The sequence below is a fragment of the Kitasatospora sp. NPDC040550 genome (assembly GCF_055594965.1).
Map to the genome: position 1 here is coordinate 325,393 of NZ_JBVIWC010000004.1, position 15,032 is coordinate 340,424.

Annotated in this window: 12 protein-coding genes and 1 pseudogene; 8 read left to right on the forward strand and 5 right to left on the reverse strand. The window is 74.0% G+C overall.

Annotated elements, in window-relative coordinates; translation table 11 throughout:
- Positions 1 to 82 precede the first annotated feature (82 nt).
- Together ACZ58X_RS09175 and ACZ58X_RS09180 are read right to left on the reverse strand one after the other, a co-directional pair.
- Complete coding sequence (locus ACZ58X_RS09175; protein WP_470333105.1) at positions 83 to 1,411, reverse strand: hypothetical protein; 1,329 nt, start codon at positions 1,409 to 1,411, stop codon at positions 83 to 85.
- A gap of 272 nt (positions 1,412 to 1,683) precedes the next feature.
- Positions 1,684 to 2,901 (reverse strand): threonine synthase, encoded by a 1,218-nt coding sequence (locus ACZ58X_RS09180; RefSeq protein WP_470333008.1) that lies wholly within the window; start codon positions 2,899 to 2,901, stop codon positions 1,684 to 1,686.
- 115 nt (positions 2,902 to 3,016) lie between these two features.
- Between ACZ58X_RS09180 and ACZ58X_RS09185 the strand changes: the two genes are divergently transcribed.
- Complete coding sequence (locus ACZ58X_RS09185; protein WP_470333009.1) at positions 3,017 to 3,319, forward strand: hypothetical protein; 303 nt, start codon at positions 3,017 to 3,019, stop codon at positions 3,317 to 3,319.
- Positions 3,320 to 3,373: 54 nt separating this feature from the next.
- Here ACZ58X_RS09185 and ACZ58X_RS09190 read toward each other — a convergent pair whose 3' ends face one another.
- Entirely contained in the window at positions 3,374 to 6,184 is a 2,811-nt protein-coding gene (locus ACZ58X_RS09190; protein ID WP_470333010.1) for a penicillin acylase family protein, read from the reverse strand.
- A gap of 232 nt (positions 6,185 to 6,416) precedes the next feature.
- Between ACZ58X_RS09190 and ACZ58X_RS09195 the strand changes: the two genes are divergently transcribed.
- Both ACZ58X_RS09195 and ACZ58X_RS09200 read left to right on the forward strand, forming a co-directional pair.
- The gene (locus ACZ58X_RS09195) at positions 6,417 to 7,481 is read left to right on the forward strand and encodes an SUKH-4 family immunity protein (protein ID WP_470333011.1); all 1,065 of its coding nucleotides are present in this window, start codon (positions 6,417 to 6,419) and stop codon (positions 7,479 to 7,481) included.
- Positions 7,482 to 7,510: 29 nt separating this feature from the next.
- Positions 7,511 to 8,242, forward strand: coding sequence for a hypothetical protein (locus ACZ58X_RS09200; RefSeq protein ID WP_470333012.1), 732 nt, complete (start codon positions 7,511 to 7,513; stop codon positions 8,240 to 8,242).
- 88 nt (positions 8,243 to 8,330) lie between these two features.
- On the opposite strand, the gene ACZ58X_RS09205 is transcribed toward ACZ58X_RS09200, so the two are convergent.
- Positions 8,331 to 9,344 (reverse strand): zinc-binding dehydrogenase, encoded by a 1,014-nt coding sequence (locus ACZ58X_RS09205; protein ID WP_470333013.1) that lies wholly within the window; start codon positions 9,342 to 9,344, stop codon positions 8,331 to 8,333.
- A 103-nt stretch (positions 9,345 to 9,447) separates the two neighbouring features.
- On the opposite strand from ACZ58X_RS09205, the gene ACZ58X_RS09210 reads away from it, so the two are divergent.
- Positions 9,448 to 10,146 (forward strand): TetR/AcrR family transcriptional regulator, encoded by a 699-nt coding sequence (locus ACZ58X_RS09210; protein WP_470333014.1) that lies wholly within the window; start codon positions 9,448 to 9,450, stop codon positions 10,144 to 10,146.
- A 115-nt stretch (positions 10,147 to 10,261) separates the two neighbouring features.
- Here the strand turns inward: ACZ58X_RS09210 and ACZ58X_RS09215 are convergent, their stop codons facing one another.
- On the reverse strand, positions 10,262 to 11,029 hold the full coding sequence (locus ACZ58X_RS09215; RefSeq protein ID WP_470333015.1) for a macro domain-containing protein: 768 nt from the start codon (positions 11,027 to 11,029) through the stop codon (positions 10,262 to 10,264).
- 166 nt (positions 11,030 to 11,195) lie between these two features.
- Between ACZ58X_RS09215 and ACZ58X_RS09220 the strand changes: the two genes are divergently transcribed.
- The 4 genes and pseudogenes from ACZ58X_RS09220 to ACZ58X_RS09235 all read left to right on the forward strand — a co-directional run bounded on the left by ACZ58X_RS09220 (position 11,196) and on the right by ACZ58X_RS09235 (position 14,956).
- Positions 11,196 to 12,878, forward strand: coding sequence for an ADP-ribosyltransferase domain-containing protein (locus ACZ58X_RS09220; RefSeq protein ID WP_470333016.1), 1,683 nt, complete (start codon positions 11,196 to 11,198; stop codon positions 12,876 to 12,878).
- A 107-nt stretch (positions 12,879 to 12,985) separates the two neighbouring features.
- Positions 12,986 to 13,435, forward strand: a pseudogene (locus tag ACZ58X_RS09225) (AAA family ATPase); the annotation flags it as partial.
- Between the two features lie 98 nt (positions 13,436 to 13,533).
- Complete coding sequence (locus ACZ58X_RS09230; RefSeq protein ID WP_470333017.1) at positions 13,534 to 13,674, forward strand: hypothetical protein; 141 nt, start codon at positions 13,534 to 13,536, stop codon at positions 13,672 to 13,674.
- 523 nt (positions 13,675 to 14,197) lie between these two features.
- Positions 14,198 to 14,956, forward strand: coding sequence for a thioesterase II family protein (locus ACZ58X_RS09235; protein ID WP_470333018.1), 759 nt, complete (start codon positions 14,198 to 14,200; stop codon positions 14,954 to 14,956).
- The last annotated feature ends 76 nt before the right edge of the window (positions 14,957 to 15,032 follow it).

Consider the following 15,032-nt stretch of genomic DNA (forward strand, 5'->3'; position numbering starts at 1 on the left):
TCGGCCTGGCGGGGCCGAGGGGCCGGTCTGTGGGGCTGACGGACCGCGGGACCGCGGGGCCAGGGGCCTGCGCGGCCCGGGGTCAGCCCAGGGTGAACCAGGTGCTGCGGGACTTCTTCCACTCCGGGTGGGTGAGGTCCTTGGCGTCCGTGCCGTCGCCGTAGAGGTCGGCGGACCCGTTGTCGGTGATCAGCTGGACGCGGGCGCCCGGGGCGTCCAGGTCCGGCAGGTCCGGGGCGGCCTCCCAGGCGCCGGCGTCGCCGGTGGGCAGGTCCAGCAGCTTGACCGGCTGGGAGCCCGGCCGGCCGTCCCAGCGGTAGAGCGCGTACGGGGCGGAGTTGTCCTCGGCCGCCCAGGAGCCCGCCACGATCACGTACTGGCCGAGGGCGTTGCGGCGCAGGTCACGGACGGACAGGCCGCCGAGGTCCAGCTCGATCGGCTCGCCGATGGTCGCGTGGGTGCCCGAACCGTCGAACAGGGACGAGAAGTTGGTGACCGGCACCAGCAGTGCCCGGCCGCCGGTGACCGCCGGGGTGAGCGGGGCGCGGAAGCCCACGTACGCGGTGGTGGAGCTGCCCGGGGCGAACTCCAGGCCCTCGACGTTGAACCCGTCGACCTGCTTGGGCGCCTGGCCCTCGGCGGCGCCGGCCGCGAAGCCGTAGCGGTCGCCGTGGGCGCTGTCCCAGGCGATCAGGTCGTCGCGCAGGCCCTGGTAGGAGCCGGTCAGCGCCAGCTGGGTGGCGGCGCCGGAGCCGGTCACCCTGGTGGTGAACAGGGTGTGCCGGTCGGGCTTGACCTTGCCGTCCTTGTTGTTGCCCAGCGAGCCCGTCCAGTAGATCGTGTCGCCGACCCGGGCGGCGGCCTCGATGTCGATCTCCTTGCTGACGCCGAGCGCCGAGCTGAAATCCCAGCTGCGCACCGGGGCGCCGGAGGTGTTGCGGTCGTAGAGCCGCAGGGTGTTGGACTCGTCGTCACCGACCAGGACGTAGCCGCCGCCCGCGTCCACGGCGGCCGAGGCGTCGCTGGAACCGGTCAGGTAGCGGCTCGCGGCGGAGTCCCGGACGGCGGCCGAGGCGGCGTAGTGCAGGGTGCGGGTGGCGGTCCTGCCGCCCAGGCCGGTCACCTTGACGGTCAGGTCGGTGTAGCCGACGCCCTGGGCGGCGACCGCCAGGGTGCGGGTGGCGCCGCCGCCGGTCACCGTCACGTCGCCGGTCCGGGCCACCGAGGCCTTGGTGCTGGCCGACGCCGCGACCGTCAGCGCCGAGGCGGGGGCGCCGCTCTGGGCGACCGTGACGCCCACCGTCGGGTCGCCGGTGGCGCCCACCGCGCCGGACAGGTAGCCGGCCGAGAAGGTGATCGTCGGAGTGCCGTACGAGGCGGCGGCGGAGGGCACCGCCGGGAGGGCGAGCACCGGGACCGTCGCGACGGCGACGGCCAGCGGCAGCAGGCGACGGGGGGAGAGGAACACGGGGCAGCCCTTCGACGCGGGGGAGTTGGCGCGGGGACGTTGGCGCGGAGAAGTTGGGGCGGGGGACGTTGGCGCGGGAACGTTGGGGCGGAGCAAGCCTGCTGTGCGTGGGCGAACGCCGACCCTACGTCAGCGAACGTCCCGACGAACAGCAGGCTTCCTCCGGTGCCGGGTTCCGTCGGGTGGTCCGCCCGGCGGGCCGGGGCCGGTGGTTGCTAGCCGGTGATCCCGGCGGTGCGCAGCCGGCGCTCGACCTCCTCCCAGGTCGGGGTGACCGGGGCGGTCGGGCGGCTGCCCATGCCCTTGTCCTTGAAGCCGCTGGAGGTGGAGACGCAGACCACCGGACCGTCCGCGGGGGCGTCGGCGCCGAGGCTGCGCAGCCCCGCCAGGCCGGCCGCCGCGGACAGCTCGGTCCACAGTCCGGCCCGGGACAGTTCCCGCTGGGCATCGGCGAGTTGCCGGTCGTCCACGGTCAGCGCGGCGCCGCCGCTCCCGTTCACCGCCAGCACGCCCCGGTAGCCGCTCACCGGGGAGGCGATCGAGTAGGCGTTGCTCGGGCCGACCGTGACGTGCGCGGCCGGGGCGCCCTCGGCGATCGCCCGGTGCAGTGGCCCGGAGGCCGCCGACTCGCAGGCGTAGATCCGCGGCACCCGGTCGGCCAGGCCCAGCCGCCGCAGCTCGGTGAAGCCCTTCCAGACGCCGTAGAGCAGCTCGCCGTACCCGGTGGGGACGAACACCGCGCTCGGCACGCCGACGTCCTGGAAGACCTCGTACGCGACGGTCTTGTAGCCCTCGGGGCCGAAGGCGTGGCCGGTGTGGGTGGTCGTCAGGTTGCTGACCGGGTGCAGGCCGAAGCGCTCCACCACCTGTCGCAGCAGCGGCCAGCGGGCCTCCCACGGGACGGGCAGCACCACGGCGCCGTAGGCGTTGAGGAAGGCGTCCACGGCGGGCGGGGTCTCCGGGCCGGTGAACACCACGCAGGGCAGCCCGGCGCGCGCCGCGTACGCGGCCGCCGAGGCGCCGTGGTTGCCCGAGGAGGCCACCGCGATGCCGGGCGCGCCGACTCCGACGGCGGCGCTGGTGGTGCAGCGGTTCAGCCGGTCCTTGTGGCTCCAGGTCGGGTTGCGGGACTCGTCCTTGACGTACACTCCCGGCCCGAGTTCCACCAGCGGGGTGGCGCCCTCGCCGAGGCCGGGGGCGAGCAGCGGGGGCAGCAGCGGGGCCCAGCGCTCCAGGCCGCCGCGGGCCTTCACGGGCGCGAACAGGGTCTCCGGGTCGGCCTTGTCGTAGGCGTAGTCGACCTCGACGGGGTAGGAGACGTCCTCCGTGCTGGTGCGCGGGCAGCCCGAGGTCAGCGGGGGCCAGAGGGGGTAGTCGAGGGTGGGGTCGCCGAGCGAGCGCTGGCCGGTTGCGAGGGAGTCGGAGGTTGCCATGTAAGCAGCCTAAGTGGCTTTCGGGTGCTACCGGGCGGGTTTTTGAATCTCGTTCGGCAGGGGACACTCACGGGGATGTTCGAGGACGGACAACGGACGGAGTGTGGGGAGCGGGATGGACAGCGGGATACGGGCGATGGTCGACGCGGTCGACGAGGCGCGGCGGCAGCTGCGGGAGAACGCGCTGCCGAAGGCGAAGGACCGGGGGCGGGAGAAGGTCCCGGCGGTGGAGGCCGCCGTGATGCTCGGGGCGCTCGCCGACCTGGTGGAGGTCACGGGGGAGCTGGCGGCGGCGCTCGCCGATCGGATGGCCACGCACGAGAGCCCCGAGTTCTACCGCCTGGCGGGAGTCCGGCTCAGGGACGAGGCGGGCCATCTGCGGGAGGCCGAGCAGAAGGTCACCAAGCGGGTGGGCTGAGCGTGCGAACGGCCGCCGGTGCCCGCTGGGGCACCGGCGGCCGCTCGTCCCGGTTCAGCGGTGGGCGGTGAACTGCACCACCTGCTGGTAGGTCGGGCGGTTCTGCCAGGTGGTCCTGTCGTCCGTCACCCCGCCCAGCGGGCGCTGGATGATGGTGTCGGCGCACCACTGGTCGCCCGCCGTGCAGTCCGCGTCGCCCGGGTAGACCTGGGCGGGGGTCTGGGCGGCGGCCTTGGCCAGGGTGGTCTGCAGCACGGTGCGGCAGGCCGCGAGGTCGCCGCCGCCGCAGAACGGGCGGGCCAGCGGGCCGGCGACCGGGTCGCCGAGGACGGCCCGCAGGTCCTTGTCCAGGTAGCTCCACCAGCCGTACTGGAAGGCCGAACCCTTGTGCGGGATCGCCTCGTTGGCGCTGACCGGGCCGCCGCCGGTGGCGCCGGTCTGGCCGCCGGAGGGGGACTCGTTGATCTGCAGCGCGCCGGTCAGCGCCGAGAACAGCTGGTCGCCGAGCCCCGGCCGCATGATGCCGTCGGCGACCAGCGGCCACCAGGCGTCCATCACCCGGATCGCGGTCGCGTCCGCGTAGGCGTGGCTGCCCGCGGCGGTCTCCTGGCGCCGGGCGCCGTCGGCGAGCCAGGCCTCCAGCTGCTGGAGGGCGGTGGCGGCGGCCGGGTCGGTGACCGGGGCGCTGCGCAGCACCCGGATCAGGTCGGGCAGCACGTCCTCGGCCCGCAGGTCGGCCAGGGCGGCGCCCTCCATGGCCTGGGTGAGGGTGACCCGGCCGGCCTTGCCGCCGCCCTGGAGCAGCGCCTTGACCCGGTCGTCGAGCAGGTTGGCGCGGTGCACCGAGCCGTTGCCGAAGCCGGCCGCCGTGTAGCCGTCCGCCTGCTTGTTGTTCCAGGAGACGTAGTAGTCCTGGTTGACGGACTGCGGGTGCTCGGCCGGCGGGGTGTACCGGGCGGTGTTGGTGGCCGGGTCGAAGTCGGCCCACTCGTAGGCGGGTCGGGCGAGTACGGGCAGTCCGGCGTCCACCCCGGGGGCGCGCACCGGGTTGCTGCCGGAGTTGTAGTAGGCGATGTCGCGGGAGTCGGCGTAGAACCAGTTGAAGGTGTAGTTGATGTCCTGCGCGGCCCGCTGGAAGCTCGGCGCGTCGTGCACCGCGCCGGGGTCGTTCAACTCCTGGAAGCCGATGATGGAATCGGCCTCGTGGCGGTAGGTGGAGCGCAGCGAGGTGAAGGCGACGGGCGCGCCGCCGACGGTGCCGCGGGCCGTCACCAGGCCGTAGTTCGAGCGGTACATCACCAGGGTGTAGGAGCCGGCCGGGGTGGAGTCGGCGGTGGTCGGGCTCCAGGCGTCCTTGCGTTCCAGCCGGTCGAAGGGCAGGCACTGCCCGTGCCAGAGGTAGGAGTCGGCGGCGGTGGTGACCGGGGAGCCGTCGGTGGTGCAGAGCGGGACGGCGTAGCTGTCGGTGATGTCCTGGCCGGCCGAGGTGGCGCTCCAGGCGTAGTCCTGGCCGCGGCCGAGCTGCACGTAGAAGCTGAGGCCGGCGAAGGCCGCGCCGCGGGCGCTGATCCCCGGGCCCTGGATCTCCTCCAGCATCAGCAACTGCGGTGCGAAGTAGCCGGTTTGGGGGCCGAACACGGCGACCGGGTGGCCGTCGTCGGTGTGCGCGCCGGAGACCAGCAGGGCGTTGGACATGCCGTGCTTGGCGGTGAGCAGATTGCCGGGCAGCACGCCGTCCGCCTTCGTGGTCGCGGAGTTCGCCGAGCCGGTGGCGTCGTAGACCACCTTCTCCGGCACCACCGATCCCGGGTCCGGCAGGGCCTGGCCCTGCGGAGCGTCCGGCACCGTCGCGTACGGGAAGCTCTGGCCGTCGTGCAGGGTGCGGACGGCCTCCGGGTCGTCGGACTCGCGCAGGGACTTCCACAGCGCGTCCCCGGCGTCCTTCCCGTACCGGGCCTCGGCGGCCGACTTCACCTGGGCGGAGGCGAGTTCACCGCCGCCGCCGGCGCCGAACAGCGCGCCGACCACGGAGGCCAGGGCGACCAGGTCGGTCAGTTTGAACGGCTCGATCGAACCGGCGTTGGTGATCGGGTCGATGTGGCCGGTGAGGTCGTACTCGCCGGGGAAGGTCCGGGCGTTGTACACCTGGCCCGCGTACTGGTTGATGCCGTCCAGGTACGCGGTGGCGTCCGCGAGCGCCTGGGTGGCCCGGCCGCCCCGGGCGGCGAGCGCGTCGATCTGCTGCTGCAACTCGGCCTCGGTGTACGGGGCGGCCTGCCAGAAGCTCTGCTCCAGCTGCCGGTTGGCGGCCGCGCCGCCCGCGAAGCCGGACAGCTGGCCGCGCCCGACGTGCCGGAACAGGTCCATCACCCAGAGCCGGTCCTGCGCGGCGGCGTAGCCCGCGCCGAACTCGGTGCCGTAGCGGGTGGTGCCGCTGATGTGCGGGACGCCGGTGGCCTTGTCGCGCACGATCGTCACGTCCGCGCGCGGGCTGACGGTGCTGGCCACCTGGTCGGCGGGGACGTCGAAGGAGGCGTCGTTGAAGAAGTTCCGCAACCCGGCCTCGGTCAGCCCGGGGTAGCCGGAGGCGAGGGCCGAGTACGGGCCGAGCTGGTCGTCGGTGTGCGCGGGGCGGCTGCCGAACATCCGGTTGAGCAGGATCTCGGCGAGGGTGGCGTTGCCGTTCTCGCCGGGCGGGAGGATGTCGGTGCAGCGGCCGCCGCAGTAGTCGGGGGCGGCGGCCGGGGTGGGGGCCGGGGTGGGGGAGGCGGTGGCGGGGGCGGTCAGGGCGGCGGTGACGAACAGGGCCGACGCGAGCGCGACGGCCGCGAGCCGGAGGGGGTGGGGGCGTGTGCGTGGGGGCAAGGCGAGCTCCTCCGTCGAAGCCACGGGGAGTCGACGGTAGGGGCGCTACTGGCCGGTTGGCTAGTGGCGTGCATGCCATTTCGGGCGCGAGGTCCCGGAGTTGGCGGACGTCGGGCCTCTGGGTGAGGGAGCGGACGGCCTCCGGCGGGCCGGGATGTCGGTGGGGTCGGTTAGGGTCGCTCGCGGTAGTGGATGATCTTCCGGCGCGGGGCGGCGGGGCGAGGGGTGTGTGGTGGGGCGGGAGTTGCCGGCGGCTGGTGAGCCGTGCTGGGGGCGGGCGTACCTGGATCTCGGAGCCGCGGGGGAGGAGCCGCTGCGGGAGGTCGAGGGGTTCGCCCTGCTGGGGGAAGCGTGCTACGAGGGCTGGGACGGGCCCGCGGCGGTGCTGCTGGACGGGGTGGGCGGGGAGGTGTTCCTCGGGCGGCCGGGCGATGACGGGGTGCTGCGCCGGGACTTGCTCGCCAGCAGCGTGGAGTGCCTGATCGCGCTGGCACGGGTGATCGAGGGGCTCGGCGGGGGACGGGAGTTCGGGCCGGCGGCGGTTGCCGAGGTCGAGGAGGCCGGGCGGCGGTTGCTGCGGGAGGCCGATCCGGAGCTGTACCGGCGGACGGCCGGCCGGCCCGCGCACTGGGAGGCGGCGCTGGCAGTGCGTTCGCTGGCATGGGGCGCCGGGGCCGACGGGACGGGGGAGTCGGCGTATGCCGTCACTCCGGCCTTGGTGGCGGACCTGGCGACGGCGGAGGGGGAGGGAACCGTCCGCCGGTTCGGGGAGGACGAGTTGCCCGCGAGCGTGACGCACGGTCCGACGAGGCGGCTGCTGGTCGAGGTCGGGCTGCCGGTGTCCGAGGACTGCGTGCTCTCCGTGGACGCCGAGGGGCCGCTGGAGGGCTACGAGCCGGAGGAGGACGAGGAGGAGGAGCCCTCGGACCGGGCGTACCAGCGGGGGTTCCCGGTGCTCGCCGGGTGGATGTACGAGTTCGACGTACTGCTCGACGGCGCGACCGGGCGGATCGAGCTCACCGATGGGTGGGGCGACGGCGGGACGGCCGCCTACCTGCACCGCGACCTCTCCGCGCTGCTGTACACGCTCTGGACCTTCCACCGGCTGCGCGCCGCACGGGAGGAGGCGTACCAGGAGCGGAAGGAAGCCCCCTGGTCGGTGTTCGACCCGTGCGAGCTGTTCGACGGCGCGGCCGAGGAGGCGCTGCGGGCGATCGACCCGGAGGCCTTCGCGAGCGAGGAGCACTTCTGGCCGATCCGGATCGACGACGGGCACATGGGCAGTTTGTTGGAGTAGTCGGAGCAGCTGGAGTAGGGGGTCGGCCGGTGGACCGGCGATTGGCCGCGGTGGTGTGGCGGCGGAAGAGGCTGCTGCTCCTGCCGGGGCTCACGGTGGCGGTGGTGGGTGGGGTCGCCGCGTTGGTGGTGTGGGCGGAGGTGCTGCTCGGGGGGAGCCTGGTGGTCGGGGTCGCCGGGCTGGTGCTGCTGCTGTTCCTGGTGACCTTCGGCAATGCGGCGATGCTGATCGCGGCCGATGACGCTCTGCGGGGGCGGGCGGTGGGGGTCGGCTCCAGTTGTGCGCGGGCGGCGGGGCGGTTGCCGGTGATCGCGGGCTGGGCGGTCGGCGGGGCTCTCACCATCCTGGCGGGGGCGGTGCTGCTGGTCGGGGCCGGCTGGTTGATGGCGGGCTACCTGGTGCTGCCGGCGCTGGTGCTCGACGGTGCCGGGATCCGCGAGGCGCTGCGGAGGTCCCGGGAGGTGTACCGGCGTGAGGGTTGGGCGAGTGCCCGGGGTTCGGGCTGGCTGGCCCTGCCGGTGGTGCTGACCCTGATGCCGTCGCTGGTGGTCCTGGTCCTTGGCCTCACCTCGAAGGACCGGGTGCTCGGTGCGCTGTTGGTCGCGGGCGCGGTGGTGTGCCTGGGCGGTGGGTTGGCGGTGACGGCGGGTCTGTCCGGGGTGTTCCGGGTCCGGTACTACCGGGAGGCGACGGGGAGGCCGGTCGAGGCCGTGTCCGTGCAGCCGGTGCAGCCGGTGCTGCACGTGTCGCCGGTGGAGTAGGACGCGTGCGGGTCGGCAGCCGTGGGACGGCTGCCGACCCGGGTGCCGTGCCCGGCTCAGTCGGGCAGGTGCGGGGGTGGGGTACCGGTCAGGGCGTGAGGATGAGGCGGATGGGGTTGCCCTCCTTGCGCTCCAGGGCCTCGACGGCGCGGGCGGCGTCGGCGAGGGGGAAGGTGCCGCTGACCGAGCGGGCGAAGTCGAGGCGGCCGCCGCGGACCAGGTTGACCAGGTCGACGACGTCCTGGCCGTCGGAGCCGTAGTGGCCGAGGATCTGCTGGCGCAGGTAGCTGACCATGGTGCCCTTGGTGATGGTCAGCGGCTTGTCGGTGAGGCCGACCAGGACCAGGCGGCCGCGTTCGCCGAGGGCGGCCACGGCCTGTTCGCGGACCGGCGCGACGCCGGCGAAGTCGAAGGCGGCGGCGAGGGGGCGGCCGGCGGTGGCCGTGCGCAGGCGGTCGGCGAACTGCGGGTCGGCGGGGTCGAGGGCGGCGTCGGCACCGAAGGCGAGGGCGCGCTCGCGGGCGGCGGGGAGCGGATCGACGGCGACGATCGGGAAGGCGCCGATGGCGCGCAGCAGTTGGACGCCGTGGGCGCCGAGTCCGCCGACGCCCCAGACGCCGACCGGCTCGGCGGGGCGGACGGCCCCGGTGCCGGTGATGGCGGCCCAGGGGGTGGAGACCGCGTCGGGGATGAAGCAGGCCTGCTCGAAGGGGAGTTCGTCGGGTATCGGGACGAGCGTGGTGGCGGTGGCGAGGGCGTACTCGGCCCAGCCGCCGTCGTAGTCCACGCCGCGGGTGTGCACCCGGCCGTTGCGGGTCTCGCCGGCCTGGAGCAGCACCCGGTCGCCGACGGCGGCGGTGGTGACGCCCTCGCCGAGGGTGTGCACGGTGCCCGCGACCTCGTGGCCGAGGGTGACCTTGTCGCCCTGGAGGAGGAAGGGCTTGAGGGTGCCGTCGATGAGGTGGACGTCGGAGAGGCAGACGCCCGCGGCCTCGACCTTGATCAGCACCTCGCCCGGGCCGGGGGTCGGGACGGGCACCTCCTCGACGGCGAACGCGCCCTTGGTGACGTCGAGGCGGCCGGCGAGCATCGTGGCGGTCATCGGGACTTCCCTTCTGCCGGGGGTGGCGGGGCCGGGGGAGGGGGCCGTGCCATCCCAAACTTGCTTGTTAACCAACAAGCAAGTTCAACCCTAGCATGGTGCCATGCCCACGCACGATGACCCGGCCACCGGCACGACCGCCCGTACGACGACGGCCCGCGCGACCGCTCCGCAGGGCGCCCAGCCGCGCCGTACCCAGGCGGAACGGCGCGCCCACGCCGAGGCGGCGCTGATCGCCGCCGCCGCCCGGCTGATCGCCGAGCACGGCAGCACCGGGGTCACCCTGGCCAGGGTGGGGGAGGAGGCGGGGTTCAGCCGGGGTCTGGCCACCCACTACTTCGGCTCCAAGGCCGCGCTGCTCGCCCGGCTCCAGGAGGAGGCGCTGGCCGAGGCGATGGCGGCGGCCGCGCCCGAGCGCACTGGCGGCGGGGCGGCGGAGGAGCTGTGCCGCTTCGCCCGGGGCGTGCTGGAGGGCGTGCGGAACCCGACCGACCTGGGCCGGGCCTTCGTGGTGCTGGGGGCCGAGGCGCTCGCGGGCACCTCCGAGCTGACGCCGGCGGTGGCGGAGCTGGACGCCCGGACGCGTGCCTGGGTGGTGGACGTGGTCGGCCAGGGCGTGGCGGACGGCGAGCTGCGGGCCGGGACGGGCGGTGGGTCGGCTGCCGGGGCCTTCGCGTTCGCCTTCGTGGGGCTGCTCAAGGGGCTGGTCGTGCAGGCCGCGGCCGCGCCGGAGGCCTTCGACGTGGCGACCGCGACGGTGGAGGCGGAGCGCTGGATCCGGTTGGCGCTCGTCGCGGACTGAGGGCCCGACGGGGGGCGTGCCGCTCGGTGCCGGACTGCCGCTCGGTGCCGGGCTGCCGCGCGGTGTCGGACTGCCGCTCGGTGCCGGGCTGCCGCGCCGCTCGGCCTACCGGGGACTACCTGCGGGAGCGGCCGTGGGTCGGGGGCGTCGCGATGCGGACCCGGGTGGTGGCGGGTGCCTGCTCCAGGTCGTCCAGCTGGGCGAGGATGGTGGCGCGCAGCTCGTCGTCGTCCTCGAACCGGTGGTCCTGGAAGAGGGTGTAGCCCGTCCACATCAGGTTGGCGCACACCCGGGCCGGCACCCGGCCGGTCTGGGCGCCCATGCCGACCAGGGCCACCGACCGGATGCTGTCCGGCGCCAGCCGGTTCTGCCGGTGGACGGCCTGGAAGGCGGCGGCGCAGGCGAGGGCGACGTTCAAGGTCTCGCTCACGTTCTGCGAGGAGGCCTGCATCGTGGGCGCCGAGATCAGGAACTTCGGGTTGACCGCCCCGGAGGGCACGCAGACCGCGCTGCCCACCGGCAGGGTGCCCGCGTGGGCGCTGCGTATCCTCCGCTGCACCTTCAACTGGATGCCCGCCCCCAGGTGGCGCTTGATCGCGGCGTCCGCCCCGCCGTCCATCCGGCCCTTGGAGTTGGTCGGGCTGACCCAGGCGTCGACCTGCTCGGTGAGGATCGAGCCCTGCCGGATCTCGATGCCGGGGGTGTCGGCGAAGGCGGCCCGCCAGGACTCGACCACCGAGGCGTTGAGGTCCGTCAGCACCACCCTGAGCGGGGACTGCGCGTGGTCCGTCGTCATGCTGCAACTCCTGTCGTACGGGGAGGGGTTCTCCCTGTCGTTGGCCTTGTCGTCGGCCTTGTCGTTGCCGACGCTAGCGGGTGCCACTGACAATCCGTCCGGGGTCGTCCGAGCTCGTCCGGGCGGGTCGGGCCGTCGGGTCGGGCCGTCGGGTCGGACTGTCAGTGCCGGCTGTTAGGAATGTGTCGTCCGCCGGAAAGCTGACGGACCGTCATCCGATGCCTTCCGTGACCCGACCAGCCGGAGTACCACCATGAGCGCTGCCGACGCCTCCGCCGCCAACCAGCCCGAAACGAACGACCCGAACGACCCGTTGGCCCTCGCGGAGCTGTTCCGCGGCGGCGGCGAGCCGTGGCTCCCGGTGCTCAAGCCGGTGATCGAGGCGCAGCCCGGTGCGGCCTCGTTCATCGGCCCGGCGCGCAGCCCGGAGGTCGTGCCGGTCCGGGAGCTGACCTTCCAGGCGCTCAAGCCGCATGCCCCGCACCGGTGGAAGGTGGTGGTCTTCGGGCAGAACCCGTACCCGCGCCCGGAGAGCGCCACCGGCATCGCGATGTTCGACAACGCCTTCCACGACTGGAAGGACAGCCAGTTCGGCCGGGTGATCAGCATCCGCTGCATCATCAAGGCCGCGGCGATGTGGAAGTACGGCATTCCCAAGAAGACGCCGATCGCGGACATCCGCGCGCTGTTGAAGAAGGAGGAGACGGTCCAGCCGCCGGAGTGGTTCCAGGCGATGCTGACCCAGGGCGTGCTGCTGCTGAACGCGGCGCTGACCGCCAGCGCGGACGGCGCGATGGGCCCGGAGCAGCACACCGGGTTCTGGCGGCCGGTGGCCGAGCGGATCGTGGAGGAGATCCTGCGGGCCAAGCAGCAGGCGGGGGAGGAGGACCGGGGTGTGGTCTTCGCCTGGTGGGGCGCGCACGCGCGCAGCTTGAAGAGCGTGGTGCAGCGGCTGGAGAAGAAGTACCCGGGGGTCGAGGTCCGGCACATCGACCACGCCAACCCGGCGGCCCAGGGCGACATCTTCTGCGACAACGAGCACTTCGCCGCGGTGAACGCCGCGCTCGGCTCGCTCGGTGCCGACGGGATCGACTGGCTGCCGAGCAAGGGCTGGGACGCCGGCGCGGCGGCGGTCGGGGGCGCGGACGGCGGCGTCGCCGAGCGGATGGGCGCGTTCATCGCGTCCACCATGGAGCTGCACCAGCTGTACCTGGACCGGCTCGCCGGGGTGAAGGACGAGGGTCTCGAACTCCCGGCCATCAGCGGGGTGTTCGACACTCCGCTGATGGACTTCCGGGCAGCGGTGGCCCCGGTGGCCGAGCTGCTGCGCGGCCTGGACCGGCACGTCACGCTGTCGCACGAGTTCGGCAAGCGGCGGGCGGACGAGTGGGCGGCCGAGCGTGCGGCCGGGCAGGCGGCCGGGCGTGGCGGCGCGGGGGTGCCCGACGGGCTGTCCGCGGACGCGATCGCCGCGCTGTACCTGTACACCTGCGAGTCGGCGTTCTACCGGGAGATCAACGCGGTGCTGCGCTCCCCGGACCGGGCCCGGCTGGTGCCGTACCTGCCGTACCTGCGGCTGCTGTTCGCGGCGGTGTCGCAGCTGCCGGTGCGGACGGAGCCGCTCTGGCGCGGGGTGGCGCTGGACCTGCGCAAGCAGTACCCGCTGGGGCGGACGGTGACGTGGTGGGGGGTGTCCTCCTGCACGTCCGAGCCGGGCGTGGCGAAGTCCTTCCTGGGCAGCCGGGGCAAGCGGACGCTGTTCGAGGTGCGGCCGCTGCGCGCCACGGGCATCCAGCGGTTCTCGGCGTTCACGGGCGAGGAGGAGTACATCCTGCTGCCCGGCACCCAGCTGGAGGTCACCGACGTGCAGGCCCAGCGCGGCGGGCTGTGCACGGTGACGCTGACCGAGGTCGCGGAGGCGCCGTTGGTGTCCTGAGCCGCCGGCCCGTCCAGGAGCGGGAATCCGACCAAGTTAATATATTTACCGAGTTAGCTGAGCTAGCTCCTCCGGACAGCAGTCGAGTCGAGTGCGGAGGAAGAGCGATGACGGCACGAGCGACGGCACGAGCCCAGGGCCTCGACGGCGAACTGGCTCGCGAGCGGGCCCACGTCGCGGCCTGCCGGGCGGCCACGGCCCGGCAGGCCGAGGACGCCGCCCACCAGGTCGTCGCCGGAGAGGACGTCTCGGGTGACGGTGCCAGCGCCGAGGCGCTGGGCCGCTACCTGTGGACCCGCGCCAAGCGGATGCGGGAGCTGCCGGACCGCCCCGCCTTCTTCGGCCGCCTCGACTTCGGCGACGGGCCCGAGGCCGGGGACCACCGCGGGCAGCGCTACTACGTCGGCCGGCAACGGATCTCCGAGGATCCGACGGTGCCGCCGCTGGTGATCGACTGGCGGGCCCCGGTCTCCCGGGCGTTCTACCGGGCGAGCGCCACCGACCCGCTCGGGCTCGCCGGGCGCCGACGCTTCGGCTGGGCGCCGTCGAGCCCGGGCCGGCCGGGATCCCGAACGCCCCGGCCGAGGAGGCGGCCGGCGCGGTCCGGGTCACCCTGCTGCCGGCCTCGCTCGCCAAGGGGCTGGAGTACGACCACGTGATCGTCCTGGAGCCGGCCGCCATCGTCGAGGCCGAGCCGCGCGGACTGCACCGGCTGTACGTGGTGCTGACCCGCGCGGTGTCCCGGCTGGACCTCCTGCACACCCGCCCGCTCCCGGGCCCGCTGGCCGGGAGCTGACCCGGCTGGCCACCGCCCCCGCCCCGGTGTGCCGACGCCCGTTCGCCCCGCGGTCGCCCGGGTGTTCGGGTTCGTGGACCGACCGCCCGGGCGGCGGCGGCCCTCGCCCCGTCCGGCCCGGCCGCCGCGCGGTCGGTGCCCGCCCGCCGCCGGGCCGTACCGCGCGGGGTGCCGTCGGATAAGCCAATGCGAGTTCCCCGCGAGTTGCGCCCCCGATTCCCGGGCGCGGTGGGCGGGTTGTCGAAACGGCCCATTCGGGAGGGGGAGCTGCCGGGGGCTGGCCGGTTATCGCCAACTATTGAGCGTGCTCACTCAGCTGAGGTACAGTCATCAGCGGTTGATCGGCACACTATTCATCATCCTCGATGGCAGAACCGACCAGGCGGCACAACCGGCCTCCGCAGAGCGGCGATCCAGTGACGGATCGAATGAGTTCTGACATCTTTTCCAGAAAGGCCGCTTCGGAGACCATGGACTTTCCGGACGACCTCGGGCCAAAAGCCGGACTTCCTGGATGGCGCCCGTGAACGGCCAGATACTCCCCGACAAATGGTTCGTTTCCCGAGAATTGCGTCCGGAGGCGCCGGTCAGGCTCGTCTGCTTCCCCTATGCGGGCGGCGCCACGTCCATCTACGCCCGCTGGCCGGCCGCGCTCGGCCCCGAGGTCGAGGTCGCCGCGCTGGCGCTGCCGGGCCGGGAGCGCCGCCTCGGTGAGCCCGCGGCCGTCGAGGTGGAGCGGATCGCCGAGGCCGTCGCGGCCACCGCCGACCGCCCGTACGCGCTGTTCGGCCACTCGATGGGCGGCCTGCTGGCCTTCGAGGTGGTCCGGTGGCTGCGCCGGGCCGGGGCCGAACTGCCCGTCCACCTCTTCGTGTCGGGCTGCCCGCGGCCCGACCAGCCGCGCGGCGACGACATCTTCGACGGCCTGTCGGCGCTGCCCGACGACGCCATGCTCCAGCGGCTGGTCCGCGGCGGTGGGCTGCCCGCCTTCGTACTGGACGAGCCGGAGCTGCTGGAGCTCGTGCTGCCCGTCTGCCGGGCCGACTTCGGCTGGCTGGACGCGTACGACTGCGGTGACGAACCACCGGTGCCGGTGCCGATCACCGCCTTCGTCGGCAACGAGGACGCCTCGGCCCGGCCCGAGGACGCGGCCGGCTGGGCCGCGCACACCACCGGACCGTTCGCCCAACACGTCCTGCCGGGCGGTCACTTCTTCCTCGAGGACAACCTGGACGCCATCAGCCGGGCCGTTCGTGCCGGGATCGGGAGCCCCGTGGCGTGATGCCGCGGGCCCCGGCAGGGGGCCGCGAGACGGGCAGGCCCCAGTCCGCGACGGTTGGAACGACGAGGTCAGGAAC

What these genes read in the sequence shown, in the direction of transcription:
- ACZ58X_RS09220 (WP_470333016.1), top strand. Translation starts at nt 11,196, where the DNA reads ATGAGCGCTGCCGACGCCTCCGCCGCCAACCAGCCCGAAACGAACGAC.
- ACZ58X_RS09210 (WP_470333014.1), top strand. Translation starts at nt 9,448, where the DNA reads ATGCCCACGCACGATGACCCGGCCACCGGCACGACCGCCCGTACGACG.
- ACZ58X_RS09185 (WP_470333009.1), top strand. Translation starts at nt 3,017, where the DNA reads ATGGACAGCGGGATACGGGCGATGGTCGACGCGGTCGACGAGGCGCGG.
- ACZ58X_RS09180 (WP_470333008.1), bottom strand. Translation starts at nt 2,901, where the DNA reads ATGGCAACCTCCGACTCCCTCGCAACCGGCCAGCGCTCGCTCGGCGAC.
- ACZ58X_RS09205 (WP_470333013.1), bottom strand. Translation starts at nt 9,344, where the DNA reads ATGACCGCCACGATGCTCGCCGGCCGCCTCGACGTCACCAAGGGCGCG.